Here is a 17,972-nt window from a genome sequence, read left to right on the forward strand (position 1 = left end):
GGCGTGATCGCGACCGAGGAGGTGCCACATGGCAAGGCCTGTCCGTGACGTGGCACGCCCTCGTCCGATCCCCGCCCCGCGCTGACCTCTGACGTCCGCCGCGGGGCGCACACTCCCACTGGAGCCCCGCGTTGCACGACTACGAGTCGTATTCCGAGACCTACGACAGCAACATCCCCCGCAAGGGCCGTCGCCGACGTTTCGACGACGAGGCACCCCGCCGCTCCCGCCGCCGGGAGCCGGACCTGTCGGCCCTCGACGAACGGGCGGGTGCCGACCCGGACGGCCCGCCCGAGGGCGACCGCTGGTCCACATGGGACGGCGCCGAGCACGGTCCCCGGCCCCGCCCGCAGTGGGTGGTCACCGAGCACGCCGCCGTCGACACCGAGCTCGGCGTGCTCAAGACCGGCAAGGAGGCCGACGTCCACCTCGTCGAGCGCGCCGTACCGGGCACGGAGCGCCGCACGCTGATGGCCGCGAAGCGCTACCGCACCGCCGAGCACCGGATGTTCCACCGGGACGCCGGCTACCTCGAGGGCAGGCGGGTGCGCCGGTCCCGCGAGATGCGGGCGATGGCCAACCGCACCGCGTTCGGCCGCGACATCCTCGCCGGGCAGTGGGCGAACGCCGAGTTCGCCGCGCTGTCACGCCTGTGGGCCGACGGGGTGGCGGTGCCCTACCCGGTGCAGTGCAGCGGCACCGAGCTGCTGCTGGAGTTCGTCGGGGACGCCGACGGCACGGCCGCTCCGCGGCTCGCCCAGCTGCGCCCGACCGAGGACGAGCTGTGTGATCTCTGGCACCAGCTCGCCGACGCCCTGCTGGGGCTGGCCCGCCACGGGCTCACCCACGGCGACCTGTCCGCCTACAACGTCCTCGTGGCCGACGGGCGGCTGGTGCTGATCGACCTCCCGCAGGTCGTGGACGTCGTGGGCAACCCGCAGGGACCCGGGTTCCTGGCCCGCGACGTGCGCCGCATCGGGGAGTGGTTCACCGCCCGCGGGCTGCCCGCGCAGGCCGGCTCCCCCGAGGCGCTGCTCGCCGATCTCCGGGCGGAAGTGGGAATGCCCGCAGAAGACGCGACGTCACAGGGGTAGCTCGCCGACGGCGCGATCCGCGGCCGGGCGCTCGGTTACTCTGATCTCCGGCGCCCGGCCCGGAACGGCCTTTGAAGCGGGCGCTGTCCGCAGTACCCATCAGGGCGCACACCCGCGCCCGGGCTCGTCCCGAGATCGCAGCCGCCGTACCGGCGCTGTTCTCCGTGCGGCGTGCCACGTCCCGGAGGTTCCTCCTTGTCATCCCCGTCCCCTCGCCGTGTCCAGAACTCGGCGAGCCCGCGGTCGCGTCGCTCCGACGGCGGCCGCACCCGCTCCCCCCGCGGCCGCTCCCGCTCCCCGCAGAACCGCCCGCCGCTCGCTCCCGTCGCCGCACCGGTCGAGGAGCTGTGGACGGTTCCCGAGTCGGGCATGCCCTCGTTCGCCGAGCTCGGCCTGCCCGAGCCCGTGGTGCGCGCCCTCACCGCCGGGGGCTTCACCGAGCCGTTCCCGATCCAGGCCGCCACGCTGCCCGACACCCTCGCCGGGCGCGACCTGCTCGGCCGCGGCCAGACCGGGTCGGGCAAGACCCTCGCCTTCGGCCTCGCGCTGCTCGCCCGGCTGGGTGCGCGGGCGAACCGGCCCCGCCCGCGGCAGCCGCGCGGGCTCGTCCTGGTGCCCACCCGTGAGCTGGCCCAGCAGGTCGACACGGCCATCGCCCCGTACGCGCGGGCGCTGGGGCTCACCACCGCCGTGGTGGTCGGCGGGCTGTCGTTCAACCGGCAGGCGAGCGAGCTCGCCCGCGGCGTCGACGTCGTGGTGGCCACGCCCGGCCGGCTCACCGACCACACCAACCAGGCCACCTGCGACCTGTCCCAGGTGGCGGTCACGGTGCTCGACGAGGCCGACCGCATGTCGGACATGGGCTTCCTGCCGCAGGTCCGCGCGATCCTGAACCTCACCCCGCCCGACGGGCAGCGGCTGCTGTTCTCCGCCACGCTCGACGGCGAGGTGGGCGCGCTGGTGCGCCAGTACCTCACCGACCCGATCACCCGCGCGGTGGCCTCGGCCACCGCCCAGGTGGCCACGATGGACCACCACGTGCTGCTCGTCGACCGCGCCGCCAAGCCGCGGATCGTCGCCGAGGTGGCCGCCCGTGACGGGCGCACCATCCTGTTCGCCCGCACCAAGCACGGCGTCGACCGGCTGGTGAAGGGGCTGCGCCGGGAGGGCGTGGCCGCGGGCGCGCTGCACGGCGGCAAGGCGCAGAACGCGCGCAACCGGGCGATCGCGGAGTTCAAGGAAGGCCGCACCCCGGTGCTCGTGGCCACCGACGTGGCGGCGCGGGGCATCCACATCGACGACGTCAGCCTCGTCGTGCACGTCGACCCGCCCGCCGACCCGAAGGACTACCTGCACCGCGCGGGCCGCACGGCACGCGCTGGCGACTCCGGCACCGTCGTCACGCTGGTCACGGCCGACGAGCGGCGCGACGTCGAGCGGATGATGCGGCTCGCGGGCGTGCGCGCCGCGCAGACCGAGGTCAGGGCAGGCGACGACGCGCTCGCGCGGATCACGGGCGCCCGGCAGCCATCCGGCGTGCCGATCGTCGAGCCGCCCCGCCAGGCCCCCACCCCGCGACGTGGCGGCAGGCGTCCCGGCCGGCGCAGGCGCGACCACGCCGCCTGAGGCCCGTGACCAAGTTGTGACCCCGGATCGGGGACGCAACAGCCGCTGCGGCAGCCGTTTCTCAGCAGGCCCACAGCGAGGGCCTGCCACCTTTCAAGGCGGAACTACCCGAATCGGACACCGAGGTACTCGTGCACGCTCCCCGACCCCTTGCCGCCGTCCTGGCGGTGCTCACGGCGGCCCTGGTCGCCTGTTCGGCCGACCCCGTCGCGTCACCGGCGCGGTCCTCCCCGAACGGCACGTTGCCGCCCATCGAGCTCGAGGGCGACTGGACGTGGACGAAGCAGGAGGCGCCGCTCGAGCTCGGTGTCACCCACACCCAGAACAGCCTCGACGAGCACGGCTCCACCGAGGCCCGCGAACGCGGCATGGAGATCCTGCGCAACGACAGCGCGATCTGGCAGAACCACCACCTCATGGGCTTCGGCACCGGCAACCCGGAGCCGGAGCCCGGTGAGTACGACTGGGACGACCTCGACCGGCGCATGAAGCTCACCGAGGAGACCGGCCAGAAGACCATGCTCACGCTCTGCTGCGCGCCCGACTGGATGAAGGGCGGCGAGGAGGGCGAGACCGACTGGGACGACCTCGAGAAGGAGCCCCGGCCGGAGCACTTCGGTGACTTCGCGAAGCTCGCCGCGGAGGCGGTGCAGCGCTACCCGCAGGTCGAGCGGGTGATGGTGTGGAACGAGCTCAAGGGCTTCTGGAACGACGAGAAGAACCGCTGGGACTACGAGGGCTACACCGAGCTCTACAACCAGGTCTACCGGGCCGTGAAGGACGTGCGGCCCGACATCCAGGTCGGCGGCCCCTACGTGGTGCTGATCAGCCTCGAACCCGGCACCCAGGACGCCTCCCCGGAGATCACCGGGCCGTGGGGCGCGGCCGACCAGCGCACGCTCGACGTAATCGACTACTGGCTGCAGAACAACGTGGGGGCCGACTTCCTCGCCGTCGACGCCTCCACCGGCATCCGCAACGACGAGGGCATCCCCTCGCCCGTCGCGGGCGCCCAGAAGTACGCCGACTTGGCGCGGTGGCTGCAGCAACGCAGCGACCTCCCGATCTGGTGGGCCGAGTACTACCCGCAGGTCCCGGAGGGTGAGGACGACAGCGGCGCCAGCCCCGTGAACGCCGCGGTCAACCTCGCGGCCATCGCCGCGATGGCCGAGTCCGGCACCGCGGGTGCCCTGCTGTGGGGCCCGCAGGAACACGACCTCGGCTCGCCCGCGCTGTGGACCGACGCCACCAAGGACGACGGCGGCGAGCCGCTCCCGCTCACCCAGGCCTGGCAGTTCCTCGTGCCGCGGATGGCCGCGGGCGACGTCGAGGTCGGGCGCTCCCCGTCCCGGCCCGACCTGCTGGCCTTCCGCGCCGACGACGGCGTGGTCGTGGTGAACCTCAGCCGGCAGAGCGCCGAGGTGGCGGAGGGCCGCACGCTGGAGCCGTGGCAGATCGAGGTCGGTGGCCGGGAGTCCTGAGGCCCCCGCCCCCGTAGTTCAGGAAAGCCACATTCAGGGCCTCTACGGCCCTGAATGTGGCTTTCCTGTACCAGCCCCCGGGCGCGGGGCGACCGCCGCCGGCGGACAGGTGCGCGCCAGCGCGAGCAGCACGCGGTCGGCGCCGTGGCGGGCCACGACCTGGAGCCCGACGGGCGCGCCTGCGCGCGTGAACCCGGCCGGCACGCTGATCGCCGGGTGCCCGGACAGGTTGAACGCCCACGTCAGCGCCACGCTCATGTGATCGCCGGGGCCGTCGTGCCCGTGCGGCGGGCCCGGGGTGGTCGGGGTGAGCAGCAGATCGGCGGCGGCGAACAGCGCGTCGAGGCGGCGGTCGTTGCCCGCACGCAGGCGCGCGGCGGCCGCGCGGTCGGCGGCAGTGGCGTGCGGGTCGCGGAGGGCCGTCCAGGCCGCGGCGGGGTCGTGCAGCACCGGCGACGTCGCGCTCCACGTCAACCCGGTGCGGGTGACCAGCCGTTCGGCGGCGGCACGGGCGACGTCCACGACCTCGTCGTCGAGCTGCGCGGCGGCGTGGCCGAGGTCGGCCGACCAGACCGCGGTGCGGGGCGCCCGCGCAAGGGGCAGGGCACCGAGCACCACCTCGGCCCAGACGGCGAGGTCGTCCGGGTGGCGGGCCAGCGGGGCGGCGACGGCCAGGCCGGCCCGGTCGCCGGAGGGCAGCAGCCCGGTGGTCGGTTTGTAGCCGAAGATGCCGCACCAGGCGGCGGGGATGCGGGCTGATCCCGCGCCGTCGCTGCCGGTGGCCAGCGGCACGATCCCCGCGGCCACCGCGGCCGCGGATCCGGCGGACGAGCCACCCGGCGACAGCTCGGGTCGCCAGGGGTTCCGGGTCGGGCCGCGGCTCGTGTACCCCCAGGTCTGCGGGCCCGGCCCGCGTGGGGTCGACGTAGTGCCGATCGGGACGGCACCCGCGGCCCGCAGCCTGCGCGTCTGCAGGCTCGACCACCCGGCGCGGCCCTTCACCGCGATCGGCACGCCGGCCAGGGGCCCGACCGGCTCACCCGCCGCGAGCCGGGCGTCGAGCCCGGCGGCCTCGGCTCGGGCCGCGGCCTCGCGGACGTGCGTGAACGCGCGCACCCGGCCGTCGACGGCGGCCCGGCGGCGCAGTGCCTCCTCGACCCGCTCGGTCGAGGTCACCGGCGGCGGGCGGCCCGCCTCAGCTGGAGCATCCGCAGCCCGCCCGGGATCGCGACGAGCAGCAGCCCGGCGATGGCGGCGAACAGCAGCGCCACGCCCGTGGGCAGGGTGCCGGACGCGCCCAGGAAGTTGATCTGCACGGGCGTGTTGTTCTGCAGGATGAAGATCAGCAGGAACAGCAGGACCAGCGCCGACAGGATCGACCCCGTCCAGAGGATCCCGCTGCGCGTGCGCCGCGGCGGCTCTCCGGGCGTCGGCACCGTGGGCCCCTCGGGGGCGACCGGACGCAGCCCGGGCTGGGTGGCCGGGTCGGCGTGCGGGTCGACCGGACCGGCGCTGCCGTAGGCGGGCGAGCGCAGGTTCATCGCCCTCGTCGGGTCCTCGGACATGAGCCACCTCGTTCGCTCGGCACCGGACGTGACCCCTGGTGAGTATCCCGCAACACGGCGCTCCACGCGACGCCGAGCGATCTTGGGTCAGCTGCGCCGCATCGGGACGTGCGCGACGCCGTCCCAGTCGTAGGGCTCGCCCACCTGCCCGAAGCCGAACCCGCGGTAGAACCCGGCGAGGTGCTCCTGCGCGTCGAGCACGCAGACGCGGTCGCCGACCTCGGCCAGCGCCGCCTCCATCAACTGCTTGCCCAGCCCGCGTCCACGCACCGAACGGGCCGTGCAGAGCCTGCCGATGCGGAGGTCACCCGAGGGCTCCCGCAGCAGGCGCAGGCAGCCGAGCACCGGCTCCGGGTGCCCGTCGCCCCCGAGCCAGAAGTGCCGCGCGCCCTCCTCCAGGTCACGCCCGTCGAGCTCCGCGTACGGGCAGGCCTGCTCCACGACGAACACGTCGACCCGCAGCCGCAGCAGCTCGTAGAGCGTGGCGACCGGCAGGTCGGCCGCCCAGGCGCGGTGCACGGTGGCGGTCAGCGCGTCACCGCTCATCGCAGGCCCCCCGGGGCGCAGTTCGGGTGTACCGCTCGCTGACAGTCGTCCATCAGGCATGCGTACCAGATCGGGTGAGCCCCTGATCGCCCTCCTCCGTGCGACGCTCGGCGCGTGCGCCGACCCGTGATCATCGCCACGCTGGCGGCCGCCGCGCTCGCGCTGGCCGGCCCGCCCGCCGCGGCGGCGGAACGCCCTCGGCTCCCCCTGCGCCCCGACGGGTACGGCGTGGCACAGCCCACCCCGCCCGACCTCGTCGACCGGCGGTTCCCCACCCGCGACGTCCTGCCGCCACCCGTGGACGGGGCGTTCACGTCCACGGTGGCGCCGGTGCCCGACGACGTGCTCGCCCGCTCCACGTGGAAGCCCGGCTGCCCGGTGCAACCGGAGGACCTGCGCTACGTCACCGTGGTCTTCCACGGCTTCGACGGGGCGGCGCACACCGGCGAGCTGATCGTCGCCGCCGCGGTGGCCGGCGACGTGGCCAGGGTGTTCGGCGACCTGTACGAGGCCCGGTTCCCGATCGAGGAGATGCGGGTCGTCGAACCCGCCGAGCTCGCCGCCCCGCCCACCGGCGACGACAACAACACCACCGCGTTCGTCTGCCGGCCCGCCACCGGTTCCACGAAGTGGTCGGCGCACGCCCTCGGCCTCGCCGTGGACGTCAACCCGTTCCAGAACCCCTACAGCAAGGGCGACCTCGTGCTGCCCGAACTCGCCTCCGCCTACCTCGACCGCGACCGCGACCTGCCCGGCATGATCCGCGACGGTTGCCCCGTCGTCGCAGCGTTCGAACGGATCGGCTGGACGTGGGGCGGGCGCTGGACCTCACCGGTGGACCGCCACCACTTCTCTCAGACGGGCACGTAGCGTGGGGTCGTGCGCCACCACGATCTCGTCGTCATCGGTACCGGCTCCGGCAACTCGATCGTCGACGAGCGCTTCGCGCACCTGGACGTCGCCATCGTCGAGCACGGCGTCTTCGGCGGCACCTGCCTGAACGTCGGCTGCATCCCCACCAAGATGTACGTCTACGCCGCCGACGTGGCGCAGGCGGTCCGGCACGCATCGCGCTACGGCGTGGACGCCACGGTGGACAAGGTGCGCTGGACCGACATCCGCGACCGCGTCTTCGGCCGCATCGACCCGATCGCCGGGGGCGGGCGCGAGTACCGCGTCGATCGCAACCCGCACGTCACGGTCTACGAGGGCCACGCCCGGTTCACCGGGCCCAAGGAGCTGGCCGTCAGCTACACCGACGGGTCCGGCGCCGACGCGTTCACCGCCGATCGGGTGGTGATCGCCGCAGGGAGCAGGCCGGTGGTCCCGGACGTCGTGACGGCCTCCGGTGTGCCGTACGAGACGTCCGACACCGTGATGCGGATCGACGCGCTCCCCGAGCACGTCGTGATCCTCGGCAGCGGCTACATCGGCGTGGAGTTCGCGCACGTGTTCTCGGCGCTGGGGGCGCGGGTCACGATCGTGGGGCGCAGCAGCATCCTCCGCCACCAGGACGAGACGATCTGCGAGCGCTTCACCGAGATCGTCCACAACCGCTGGGACGTGCACCTCGGCCACGACGTCACGGGCGTGCGCGGGGAGCACGGGGACGTCACGCTCGAGCTGTCCGACGGCTCGTCCGTGCACGGCGACCTGCTGCTCGTGGCCACCGGGCGGATGCCCAACAGCGACCGCCTCGACCTGGACCGCACCGGGGTGACGACCCACCCCGACGGGCGCATCGTCGTGGACGACCAGCAGCGCACCAGCGTCGACGGGATCTTCGCGCTGGGCGACGTCAGCTCCGCCTTCCAGCTCAAGCACGTGGCCAACCACGAGGCCAAGGTCGTGAGCCACAACCTGCTGCACCCCGAGGCGCCCCGCCGCAGCGACCACCGGTTCGTGCCCGCGGCGGTGTTCACCGAGCCGCAGATCGCCTCGGTGGGGCTCACGGAGGCCGAGTGCCGCGCCGGGCACCTCGACTACACCGCCGCCGTGCAGGACTACGGCGACGTCGCGTACGGCTGGGCGATGGAGGACACCACCGGCTTCTGCAAGGTGATCGCCGAACGCGGCACCGGCCGGATCCTCGGGGCCCACGTGATGGGCGCGCAGGCGTCCACGGTCATCCAGCCGCTGATCCAGGCCATGTCGTTCGGCCTCGGCGCGCGGGAGATGGCCACCGGCCAGTACTGGATCCACCCGGGCTTGCCCGAGGTGGTGGAGAACGCACTCCTCGGTCTCGAGCTTTAGATCTCGCCCCGAGCGGGTAAGGTCACCCTTAATCAACAACTGCCCGAGGAGCATGCCCATGACCGTTGCCGACACCCCGACTCGCCCGGCGGGCACACCCCGCCCAATCCTCGCCGGGCGGCGCGGAGTGGCGCCGCAGGTCGGCGTCTACGTCTTCGTGATCCTCCCCCTGGTGGCGCTCGTCGCCACCATCCCCTTCGCCTGGGGCTGGGGGCTCACCTGGATCGACGTCGCGATCGCCGGTGCCTTCTACGTCGCGAGCGGTCTCGGCATCACGGTCGGCTACCACCGCTACTTCACCCACGGGTCGTTCAAGGCGAAGCGGCCGCTGCGCATCGCGCTCGCCCTCGCCGGCAGCCTCGCCATGCAGGGCCCGGTGATCACCTGGGTGGCCGACCACCGCCGCCACCACGCCTTCTCCGACAAGGAGGGCGACCCCCACTCGCCGTGGCTGTACGGCACCGGCCCCGCCGCCCTCGCGAAGGGCTTCTGGCACTCGCACATGGGCTGGCTGTTCGACCGCGACCTCACCAACCGCGAGCGGTTCACCCCCGACCTGCTGGCCGACGCCGACATCCGCCGCGTCGACCGCCTCTTCGGGCTCTGGTCGATCCTCACGCTGCTCGTGCCCGCCGCGCTGGGCGCCCTGCTCTCCTGGTCGTGGTGGGGCGCGCTCACCGCGTTCTTCTGGGCCGGGCTGGTGCGCGTCGGCCTCCTGCACCACGTCACGTGGTCGATCAACTCGATCTGCCACATGATCGGCGACCAGCCCTTCGCCGCGCGCGACCACTCCCGCAACGTCTGGCCGCTCGCCGTCCTGTCCTTCGGGGAGTCCTGGCACAACCTCCACCACGCCGACCCCACCTGCGCCCGCCACGGCGTCCAGCGCGGGCAGGTCGACATCTCGGCGCGCGTCATCTGGGCGTTCGAGAAGCTGGGCTGGGCCCACTCCGTGCGCTGGCCCACCCAGCGTCGCCTGGAGAAGCTGGCGCGCGCCGCGGCCTGAGCCGGCCCCCGGCCCCCGGCCCCCGGCCCCCGGCCCCCGGCCCCCGGCCCCGAATGCCAGCATGGTGGCTTTACTGGCGCAATACGCCAGCAAAGCCACCTTGCTGGCGCAAGGTCGGGGCGCCTCGGAGGGCGGCGGAGGGCATGATCAGCGCAAACGGCCCACCGGTCGCCCTGGCCGTGGATGCTTCCCCCTTGTGGTCCTGGAGCACATCCTCGCCCGGCAGGCCGGCGTCATCACCCGCGCCCAGGCGCTGGCCTGCGAGATCTCGGCCGACACCACGCTGCGCCGCGTCCGCAGCGGCGCGTGGCACGAGCTGTATCCCGGCGTCTACCTGGTCGGCGGGCACCCGCTCACCGACGAGGCCCGGGTGCGAGCAGCATCGTTGTGGCCGGAGCAGCGGGTGCCGTGGTCACCGGCCCAGCCGCAGCGTTCTGGCACGGCATGCTCGATCGTGCACCGGCGGCGATCGAGCTGACGCTCCCCGCGGGATCCACAAGAGGCGCAGGCCCGGCGTCGATCTGCGCCGGCGCAACCTCCCACCGGTGGACGTGATCGAACGCCGGGGCGTTTCGGTGGCGGGCGCGCCCCTCGCCGCTCTCGAGACCGCGCTGGCGGTACCGCGCGGCTCGGTGTTCCTCGACCGCGCGCTGCAACGCCACGTCCGGTTCGCCGCCGTCTACCGGTCCTACTGCCGCTCCATCGGCAGGCACGGGTCGGCGGCCATGCACCGCATGCTTGTCGCCGCCGCGGACCGTGCCGACTCGGCCGCTGAACGGCTACTGGTCCAGCTGCTCCGCGACGCGGGGATCGGTGGCTGGGTGCTCGACCACCCGTTCGGGCCGTACCGCATCGACCTCGCCTTCCCGGCGCTGAACGTGGCGATCGAGGTCGACGGGTGGGCGTGGCACGTCGACGCGGAGCGGTTCCGCTCGGATCGCAGGAAGGGCAACGCGCTCACGCGCAGCGGCTGGGACCTCCTGCGGTACCCCTGGCACGCGCTCGACGGGCAGCCCGCCGCCTGCATCGCCGAGATCGAGCACACCCTCGCCCTGTCCCGGCGCCGACCGGCGTCAGCTCGCCGGCCGCTCCTCGCGGGGCGCATCGGCGCCGGGGGTGAAGGGCTCGGCGGGAGGGGTCTCGCCCCGGATCTCCGCGACCAGCTTCGTGACGTCGGACATGATCGCGTTCGTGGCCCCGTCCAGCGCGGTGCGGGTGCGCGGCCCGCCCAGCCAGGCCGAGAGATCAACGGGTGGGCCCGCCACCACCGTGACCCGCCGACGGGGGCGCAGCCGCGGCCTGCCGCTGGAGGGCGGGAGGACGTCCTGGGTGCCCCAGTTCGCCACCGGGATGACCGGCGCCCCGGTGAGCAGGGCGATGCGGCCGATCCCGTTCTTGGCCTTCATGGGCCAGCCGTCGGGGTCGGCGGTGTAGGTGCCCTCCGGGTAGAAGGCCACGATCTCGCCGCGCTCGATGGCGGCGATCGCGTCGCGGTAGGCGTCCTTCGCCCGGATCGATGCGCGGTAGACCGGGATGTGCTTGCCACCGCCGAGCACCCACTTCACGACCGGCATGTCCCACAGCTCGGACTTCGCGAGGAACCGCGGCATCCGCCCGTGGCAGATCGTGAACGCGACGTCGAAGATCGGGTCGGCGAACGACACGTGGTTGATCGCGAGCAGGGCGCCGCCCGACCTCGGGATGTGCTCACCACCGCGCCAGCCGACCTTCGTGCCGAACATCGCGAACGGCCAGATCAGCGCGATCGCGAGGCCGTACCAGAAGCCGGAGTCCCGCCAGCGCCGGGTGAACGTCAGCCGCAGCTTCTGCCACTCCGACAGCGGTCGGTCCTGCGTCACGGGTGTCTCCTCGGGCTCGAGCACAGGCCCGATCATCCCATCCGGGCAGATGTGACCGCGGTCCCACGGGCGTCGACAATCGCGTAGCCGCCCGTGGCCCCGGCGGCTACGGTCCCGGCCGTGGATCTCCCCCGCAGCTTCTCGATCCGCGAGAGCAGCCATCGCGTCCTCAACCCGTTCACCCCGGAGAAGCTGGCCACGCTGGGTGCGGCGCTGCGGCTGCCGCCCGGCACGCGCGTGCTCGACCTGGCGTGCGGCAAGGGCGAGCTGCTCTGCACGTGGGCGCGCGACCACGGCGTCACCGGTGTCGGCGTCGACATCAGCACGGCATTCCTCGACGCCGCCCGCGCGCGGGCGGCCGAGCTGCGGGTCGCTGACCTGGTCGGGTTCGTGCACGCGGACGCCACCGGTTACGTACCGGACGAGCCGGTGGACGTCGCCGCGTGCCTCGGGGCCACCTGGATCGGCGGGGGCACCGCGGGCACCGTCGAGCTCCTCGAACGCGGGCTGCGTCCCGGCGGCACGGTCCTCGTCGGCGAGCGGTACTGGCGGCAGCACCCGCCGGACCAGGAGGCCGTCGAGGGCTCCTACGCCCGGGACGTCGGCGACCTGGCGTCACTCCCGGAGCTCGTCGAGGGCTTCGGCGATCGCGGGTGGGACCTCGTCGAGATGGTGTTGGCCGACCAGGACAGCTGGGACCGGTACGTCGCGGCGCAGTGGCTGAACATCCGCCGCTTCCTCGACGCTCACCCCGACGACGAGCTGGCCGGGGAGCTACGTGCCGAGCTGAGTTCGGCGCCCCTGCGGCACGTGCGCTACCAGCGGGAGTACGTGGGGTGGGGTGTGTTCGCGCTCATGCGGCGCTAAGGAGGTTCAGGAACGCCACGCCCTGACCGTCAACCCCCAGCGCAGGACGCCGTCGGGCCCCAACCTCGCCGGCCGGCCCGGGCCGTCGAGGGAGGCCGCCGTCCCGATCATCGGTTCCACCCCGACCGAGCGGTACGGCGCCCCCTCCGGCCAGCCCCGCAGGTTCCGCCACAGCAGGAGCGCGGGGGCCGGGGCCTGCCAGGTGAGTTCGAGCGCGTCGGGGCCGTCCACCACCGTCACCGCAGCGCAGCGGGGGAGGACGGCGGCGGTGGCCGTGCCGTCGTCCGGCCCGAGGCGGTCGAGCCCGGACGGCCACGGGACGTGCTCGTCCTGGTCGATCAGGTGGGCCGTGCGGACGCCCGGGGCGTCGAGCCGGGCCGCGGACGAGACGTCGAGCAGCGCGTGCACGGCGTGGACGATCGGGGCGTGCGGCGGGCCGGTGATCGTGTAGTCCACGGTGAGCGCGCCGTCGCACCGGATGCGTCGCTCGAGCCGGAACCCGCCCGCGGTGACGCCATCGACCGTCCAGGGCACCGACCACACCGCGCCGTGGTCGGGTTCGCCGCGCACGGTGGGCAGGCACTCCTCCACTCCCCCGGCGTCGACGAACGCGGCGCCGGGCGCCACCGCGGCCCGGGCGGCCGCGACCGCGGGGTCGGGGTTGCGCCACAGCCACTCCCGCTCCGGGGTGCGCAGCGAGGTCCAGCGGCCCCCGTGGGCGAGGTCGACCTCGACCGTGAGCGGGCGGGGCTGCCACCCCTGGTCAGGCATAGTCGAGCACCACCACGTCGCAGTCGGGCGCGAGCCGGAACGGCACCTCGACCACGCCGTCGCCGACCGGGACGCGCAGCGGTCCGGCCCCGGGCCGGCGCCAGGCGAGCAGCACCGTCTGATCGTCGGTCGAGTACTGCACGGCGTACGCCGGGTCGGCCGGCGTACCGTGCCGGGTCACCGCGCCGGTGTGCACCACGGGCCGGATCTCCCGGTACAGCGCCACGAGCTCGCGAGCCCGGTCCCGCTCGGCCGGGGTCCAGGCGAGCAGGTCGGCGCCGCTCCCGAGCACCCCGGCCATCGCCACGACGAACCGGAACTCCAGGCTCGCCGGCTCGGTGTCGAGCCGGTCGGGTTCGCCGGTGACCCACGAGCTCATCACGTGCGGCGGGTACGCGGACAGGAAGCCGTGCTGGATCGCGAGCCGGTCGCGCGGGCCGGTCTCGTCGCTGGGCCACACGACGTCGGCCAGCGCGAGCACGGCGTTGTCGACCCGACCCCCGCCGCCCGCGCACGCCTCGACCGTGACGTGCGGGAACTCCTCGCGCAGCATCCGCATCAGCCGGTGGTACGCCCGGGTGTGCGCGATCGACCCGCCGAGCGTGATCGCCCGGTTCATGTCCCACTTGAGGTAGCTGATCGGGTGCTCGGTGAGCAGCCGCCGCAAGGTCTCTCCGGCCCAGGCCTCCACCTCCGGCTTCCCGAGGTCGAGCACGTACTGGTTGCGCAGCGTCAGCAGGGGCCGGTGCACCCAGTCGGGGTGGGCGCGGTAGAGGTCGCTGTCGGGGTTCACCGCCTCCGGCTCCACCCACAGCCCGAACCGCATCCCGCGCTCCAGCACGCCCTTGACCAGCGGTTCGAGGCCGTCCGGGAACTTCGTTCCGTCGACGAACCAGTCGCCCAGCCCGGCCCGGTCGCTCGTGCGCCCGCGGAACCAGCCGTCGTCCACGACGAACACCTCGACGCCCAGGTCGGCCGCGGCGTCGGCGAGCGCGAGCTGGTGCTCCACCCGCACGTCGAACGTGGTGGCGTACCAGGAGTTGTGGACGATCGGGCGGTGCTCGGGGCCGCGGGCGAGCCCGCGCTGGTAGGTGTGCCACGCCCGGGCGACGCCGGCGCGGCCGTCCGGGCTCCACACGCCGAGCAGGTGCGGGGTCTCGAACTCCTCCCCCGCGCCGAGCTCGATCGACGTCTCGTCGTTCACCCCGCCGCTCACGCGCACGACCTCGCGGAACGGCACCGCGTCGACCGTCAACCGCCACGACCCGCTCCACGCGAGCGCGATCCCGTACGCGTCCTCCGCGTCGCGCGACCGCAACGTCACCACCGGCGCGTAGGTGTGCGAGGTGATCCCCTGACGGCTGCCGATCGACAGCTGCCCGGCGGGCAGGTCCACCTCGGCCGGCGTGCACTCGCGCGACCAAGCCCCGACCAGCGTGCCCACCCGCGCCCCGGGCCCGACCGGCACGTTCCAGCCCGCCCCGAACGCCCGGTGCAGGACGAGCGGGCGGGACGCCCGCACCACCGCCCACCTCTCGACGACGTCGTGCGCGCGGGACGTGCGGACGTGCAGCTCCACCTCCAGGCCGAGGTCGTCGTCCCGGAGCAGCGCCCGCAGCCGGCAGCCGGTGTGCACCACGGAGCCGGGCACGAGCCGCAGGGCCCCGCCACCCGGCACGAGCAGCTCGCTGAACTGCGCGTGCCGGGTGCCCCCGGCGGCGAACTCCAGCGGGGCGATGTCGGCGGGCGTCTCGAACGAGCCGCGCGGCGCGACGACGTCCACGGGCCGGCCCCAGTGGGCCAGCTCGAGCCCGGCGTCACCCTCGCGCACGACGTAGGGCGACGTCGCGGTGGGCAGCTCCCAGGTGGTCACTTGCCGGTGCCCACGAGCAGTCCGGACACGAAGTGCCGCTGGAACACGAAGAACACGATCGCCGTCGGCACGGCCGCCACCAACGACCCGGCGGCGATCACGTTCCACGAGTTCGAGTAGCCGCCCTGCAGGTTGAGCAGGGCCGCGGTGATCGGGAACTTGGTGTCGGTCTGGAGCACGGTCATCGCCCAGATCAGGTCGTTGTAGATCCAGGTGGTCGCGAGCGCCGCGAGCGCGGCGAGCGCGGGCCGGCAGAGCGGGAGGACGATGCTCCAGAACGTGCGTCCCGCGCCGGAGCCGTCGAGCAGCGCGGCCTCGAACACCTCCGTCGGCAGCGAGCGCATGAACCCGTGCAGCACGAACGTGTAGAACCCGAGCCCGAACCCGACCTGCACCACGACCAGCGCGAACAGGGTGTCGTAGATCCCCATGCCCTGGGCGATGCGCGACACCGGGATGAGCAGGATCTGCGGTGGGAGCAGGTTCCCGGCCAGCATCACCAGCAGGATCGTGCGGCGCGCCGGGATGCGGTGGCGGGCGAGCGCGTAGGCGGCGAGCGCCGCGAGCGCGAGCGAGGCGACCACGGCGCAGACCGTCACCACCGCGCTGTTCAGCAGCGCGGTGACCACCTTCCCGCCGGCGAGAGCCGTGGCGAAGCCGTCGAACGTCAGTCCCGTGGGCAGGGCCCCGAGGCCGCGGGCGGCAATGTCGTCGAAGTCGCGCAGCGCGACGAGCACCACGAAGACGATCGGGGCCAGCCACAGCAGCGTGAACGGGATCATGACGGCGTGGAACCAGGGCGAGCGTCGCACGTCAGCCCTCCTCGACCCGGGCCTGGCGCACCAGGTACGTGATGATGAACGCGATCGCCAGCAGGAAGATCACCACGGCGAGCGCGGAGCCGTAGCCGAGGTTCACCAGCGTGAAGCCCTGCTGGAACATGTAGGTCGAGAGCAGCTGCGTGGTGTTGTAGGGCCCGCCACGGGTCATCGCCCACACGATGTCGAACGTGCGCAGCGAGTCGATCACGGTGACGGCGAAGACCACCGTGTTGACGCCGCGCAGCTGCGGCATGACGACCTTCCAGAACCGCTGCCAGGCGTTCGCCCCGTCGACGGCGGCGGCCTCCTCGAGCGTCGGGTCGCAGCCCTTCAGCCCTGCGAGGTAGAGCACCATGATGTAGCCGACCTGCCGCCAGACGGCCGCGATCAGCACCGCGTAGAGCGCGGTGTCGGGGTTGGCGAGCCACTGCTGCTGCAGGCTCTCCGATCCGATCGCGCCGAGACCCGCGTCGATCGGGCCGCCCGGCTGGTACATCACCCGCCAGAACAGGCCGGTCACCGCGAGCGAGATGACCATCGGCAGGTAGATCGCGCTGCGGTAGATCCCGACGCCCCGCCCGGGCCGGTTGAGCGCCACGGCGAGGGCGAGCCCACCCGCCACCGACAGCGCCCCGAACCCGATCGCCCAGATCACGTTGTTGCGCACCGCGGTGGCGAAGATCGGGTCGGCGAGCATCCGCTCGTAGTTCGCGAACCCCACGGGCTTCGCCGCCCCGACACCGTTCCACTCGGTGAACGACAGCGAGAAGCTGTTCATCGCGGGCCAGAACACCCAGAACAATTCGACGGCCAGCGGCAGCAGCAGGAACGCCCACACCAGCGGCGGCACCCGCCGCCGGTGCCTGCCCGGCCGCGGCGGGGCGCCCGTCCGCACGGGGGCGTCCTGCACCGCGGTCATGACGAGAAGACCTGCTCGGCCGCCGCCTGCCAGTCCCGCAGCTGGGCCGGGATGTCCGAGGGATCGGCGAGGAACCGGGTGAGCGCGGTGTCGGCTGTGGTCTGGAGGGCGTCGCTGGAGTCGCGGTTGAAGAACTGCGTGATCTCCTGGGTGGAGTTGAGCAGCTGGATGCCCTTCTGCACCAGCGGGCTGAAGCCGGACGTGTCGACGTCCGGCGAGGTCGGCAGGTTGGACGAGCCGGACTTGGTGATGTAGGCCTGCTGTGCCTGCGGCGAGGCGAGGTAGGTCAGCAGCGCCTTCGCGCCATCGGGGTTGTCGCTGCGCGCGGCGGCGAAGAACCCGTCGGTGGGGGCCTCTTCGGCGCTCGGCACGGACGGGTTGATCGGCGGGACCGAGAAGAAGTCGAGGTCGTCGCGCTGGTCCTCCGGGAAGTACTGCGTGACGAACGCCCCGACCAGGTACATCGCGGCCTCGTCGTTCACCATGGGCGTCACCGCCTGCTGGGAGTCCCACGAGGTCTGGTTCGGGTGGAAGTACGGGATGAGCCGGGCGTACTGCTCCATCACGTCGACGACCTCGGGATCGGCGAACGACCGCTGCCCGGCCAGCAGGGCGCGGTGGTAGTCGGCGCCGTTGATCCGCAGGTTCAGGTAGTCGAACCAGCCGGACGCCATCCACGGGGTGGTGCCGATCCCGTTGGTGAGAGGGTGGATCCCGCGGGCCTTCAGCTGGTCGCAGAGTGCGATGAACCCGTCCCACGTGGTCGGCGGCTCGACGCCCCACGACGCGAACGCGGACTTCTTGTAGAAGACCGACCACCAGTAGTAGCTGGTCGGCACGAAGATCGCCGTCCCGTCCGCCGAGGTCGAGAGCGAACGCAGCGCGTCGGAGAACCCGGCGCACGCGCCGTCGCCGGTCCACAGGTCGGACAGGTCCATCAGCAGACCCTCGGCGGCGTAGGAGTTGGCGACCGACCCGGCGTACCAGGTGAGCACGTCCGGCGGGGTCGCCGACGACAGGTACGTCGACAGCTGCGCCCGGAACTGCTCGGTCGCCACCGCGTTCAGCGTGACCGGCGAGCCGGCGCCCGTGTACGAGCGGACGATCTCCTCGAGCGCGGCTTTCGGCGCGGTGTCCTGGATCGAGGACTGCAGGGTGATCGTGGCCGACGCCTGCCCGCCGCCGGTCTCACCGCCGCCCGAGCCCACGCACGACGCGAGCAGGGGGACGCTGCCCAGGCTCGCGGCACCGAGCAGGAACCGACGACGGGACAGCTCCGTTGCTGCCATGA

At 73.3% G+C, this 17,972-nt stretch carries 17 protein-coding genes and 1 pseudogene; 9 read left to right on the forward strand and 9 right to left on the reverse strand.

What is annotated here, in order from left to right; all coding sequences use genetic code 11:
• Nucleotides 1-131 precede the first annotated feature (131 nt).
• The 3 genes from ACFPL3_RS36570 to ACFPL3_RS36580 all read left to right on the forward strand — a co-directional run bounded on the left by ACFPL3_RS36570 (nt 132) and on the right by ACFPL3_RS36580 (nt 4,201).
• Entirely contained in the window at nt 132-1,094 is a 963-nt protein-coding gene (locus tag ACFPL3_RS36570) for a serine protein kinase RIO (protein WP_343945969.1), read from the forward strand.
• A 369-nt stretch (nt 1,095-1,463) separates the two neighbouring features.
• Nucleotides 1,464-2,720 (forward strand): DEAD/DEAH box helicase, encoded by a 1,257-nt coding sequence (locus ACFPL3_RS36575; RefSeq protein ID WP_379590501.1) that lies wholly within the window; start codon nt 1,464-1,466, stop codon nt 2,718-2,720.
• A gap of 131 nt (nt 2,721-2,851) precedes the next feature.
• The gene (locus tag ACFPL3_RS36580; RefSeq protein WP_343945967.1) at nt 2,852-4,201 is read left to right on the forward strand and encodes a GH39 family glycosyl hydrolase; all 1,350 of its coding nucleotides are present in this window, start codon (nt 2,852-2,854) and stop codon (nt 4,199-4,201) included.
• 42 nt (nt 4,202-4,243) lie between these two features.
• Here the strand turns inward: ACFPL3_RS36580 and ACFPL3_RS36585 are convergent, their stop codons facing one another.
• From ACFPL3_RS36585 to ACFPL3_RS36595, 3 genes are all read right to left on the reverse strand, one after another.
• A complete protein-coding gene (locus ACFPL3_RS36585; RefSeq protein ID WP_379590471.1) occupies nt 4,244-5,377 on the reverse strand; it encodes an amidase family protein in 1,134 nt (377 codons plus the stop codon).
• On the reverse strand, nt 5,374-5,766 hold the full coding sequence (locus tag ACFPL3_RS36590; protein ID WP_379590473.1) for a lipopolysaccharide assembly protein LapA domain-containing protein: 393 nt from the start codon (nt 5,764-5,766) through the stop codon (nt 5,374-5,376). Before ACFPL3_RS36590 ends, ACFPL3_RS36585 begins: the two co-directional genes overlap by 4 nt.
• Nucleotides 5,767-5,853: 87 nt before the next feature.
• A complete protein-coding gene (locus ACFPL3_RS36595) occupies nt 5,854-6,312 on the reverse strand; it encodes a GNAT family N-acetyltransferase (RefSeq protein WP_343945964.1) in 459 nt (152 codons plus the stop codon).
• Between the two features lie 114 nt (nt 6,313-6,426).
• Here ACFPL3_RS36595 and ACFPL3_RS36600 point away from each other — a divergent pair, with 114 nt between their 5' ends.
• From ACFPL3_RS36600 to ACFPL3_RS36620, 5 genes and pseudogenes are all read left to right on the forward strand, one after another.
• The gene (locus ACFPL3_RS36600) at nt 6,427-7,182 is read left to right on the forward strand and encodes a M15 family metallopeptidase (RefSeq protein WP_343945963.1); all 756 of its coding nucleotides are present in this window, start codon (nt 6,427-6,429) and stop codon (nt 7,180-7,182) included.
• 9 nt (nt 7,183-7,191) lie between these two features.
• A complete protein-coding gene (locus ACFPL3_RS36605; RefSeq protein ID WP_343945962.1) occupies nt 7,192-8,565 on the forward strand; it encodes a mycothione reductase in 1,374 nt (457 codons plus the stop codon).
• Between the two features lie 58 nt (nt 8,566-8,623).
• Nucleotides 8,624-9,571, forward strand: a complete 948-nt coding sequence (locus ACFPL3_RS36610; RefSeq protein WP_379590476.1) for an acyl-CoA desaturase — start codon at nt 8,624-8,626, stop codon at nt 9,569-9,571.
• A gap of 196 nt (nt 9,572-9,767) precedes the next feature.
• On the forward strand, nt 9,768-10,049 hold the full coding sequence (locus ACFPL3_RS36615) for a type IV toxin-antitoxin system AbiEi family antitoxin domain-containing protein (protein ID WP_343945960.1): 282 nt from the start codon (nt 9,768-9,770) through the stop codon (nt 10,047-10,049).
• A 256-nt stretch (nt 10,050-10,305) separates the two neighbouring features.
• A pseudogene (locus tag ACFPL3_RS36620) lies at nt 10,306-10,608 on the forward strand (endonuclease domain-containing protein); the annotation flags it as partial.
• Between the two features lie 36 nt (nt 10,609-10,644).
• Here the strand turns inward: ACFPL3_RS36620 and ACFPL3_RS36625 are convergent.
• Complete coding sequence (locus ACFPL3_RS36625; RefSeq protein ID WP_343945959.1) at nt 10,645-11,430, reverse strand: lysophospholipid acyltransferase family protein; 786 nt, start codon at nt 11,428-11,430, stop codon at nt 10,645-10,647.
• Nucleotides 11,431-11,550: 120 nt separating this feature from the next.
• Between ACFPL3_RS36625 and ACFPL3_RS36630 the strand changes: the two genes are divergently transcribed.
• Nucleotides 11,551-12,297, forward strand: a complete 747-nt coding sequence (locus ACFPL3_RS36630) for an SAM-dependent methyltransferase (protein WP_343945958.1) — start codon at nt 11,551-11,553, stop codon at nt 12,295-12,297.
• Between the two features lie 6 nt (nt 12,298-12,303).
• On the opposite strand, the gene ACFPL3_RS36635 is transcribed toward ACFPL3_RS36630, so the two are convergent.
• Genes ACFPL3_RS36635 through ACFPL3_RS36655 form a run of 5 tightly spaced genes read right to left on the reverse strand, consistent with a single transcriptional unit; the run spans nt 12,304 to nt 17,970 of the window.
• Nucleotides 12,304-13,068: a hypothetical protein gene (locus ACFPL3_RS36635; RefSeq protein WP_343945957.1), complete on the reverse strand. Its 765-nt coding sequence runs from the start codon at nt 13,066-13,068 to the stop codon at nt 12,304-12,306.
• Nucleotides 13,061-14,941 (reverse strand): alpha-galactosidase, encoded by a 1,881-nt coding sequence (locus tag ACFPL3_RS36640; protein WP_343945956.1) that lies wholly within the window; start codon nt 14,939-14,941, stop codon nt 13,061-13,063. Before ACFPL3_RS36640 ends, ACFPL3_RS36635 begins: the two co-directional genes overlap by 8 nt.
• Nucleotides 14,938-15,753, reverse strand: coding sequence for a carbohydrate ABC transporter permease (locus tag ACFPL3_RS36645; protein ID WP_343945955.1), 816 nt, complete (start codon nt 15,751-15,753; stop codon nt 14,938-14,940). Before ACFPL3_RS36645 ends, ACFPL3_RS36640 begins: the two co-directional genes overlap by 4 nt.
• Before the next feature lies 1 nt (nt 15,754).
• Nucleotides 15,755-16,681 carry a carbohydrate ABC transporter permease gene (locus ACFPL3_RS36650; RefSeq protein ID WP_343945954.1) on the reverse strand — a complete coding sequence of 309 codons (927 nt, stop codon included), beginning with the start codon at nt 16,679-16,681 and terminating at the stop codon, nt 15,755-15,757.
• The gene (locus ACFPL3_RS36655; protein ID WP_343945953.1) at nt 16,678-17,970 is read right to left on the reverse strand and encodes an ABC transporter substrate-binding protein; all 1,293 of its coding nucleotides are present in this window, start codon (nt 17,968-17,970) and stop codon (nt 16,678-16,680) included. The genes ACFPL3_RS36650 and ACFPL3_RS36655 overlap by 4 nt, the downstream gene beginning before the upstream one ends.
• Nucleotides 17,971-17,972 lie beyond the last annotated feature (2 nt).

Source organism: Pseudonocardia zijingensis (assembly GCF_042657305.1).
GTDB lineage: Bacteria > Actinomycetota > Actinomycetes > Mycobacteriales > Pseudonocardiaceae > Pseudonocardia > Pseudonocardia zijingensis.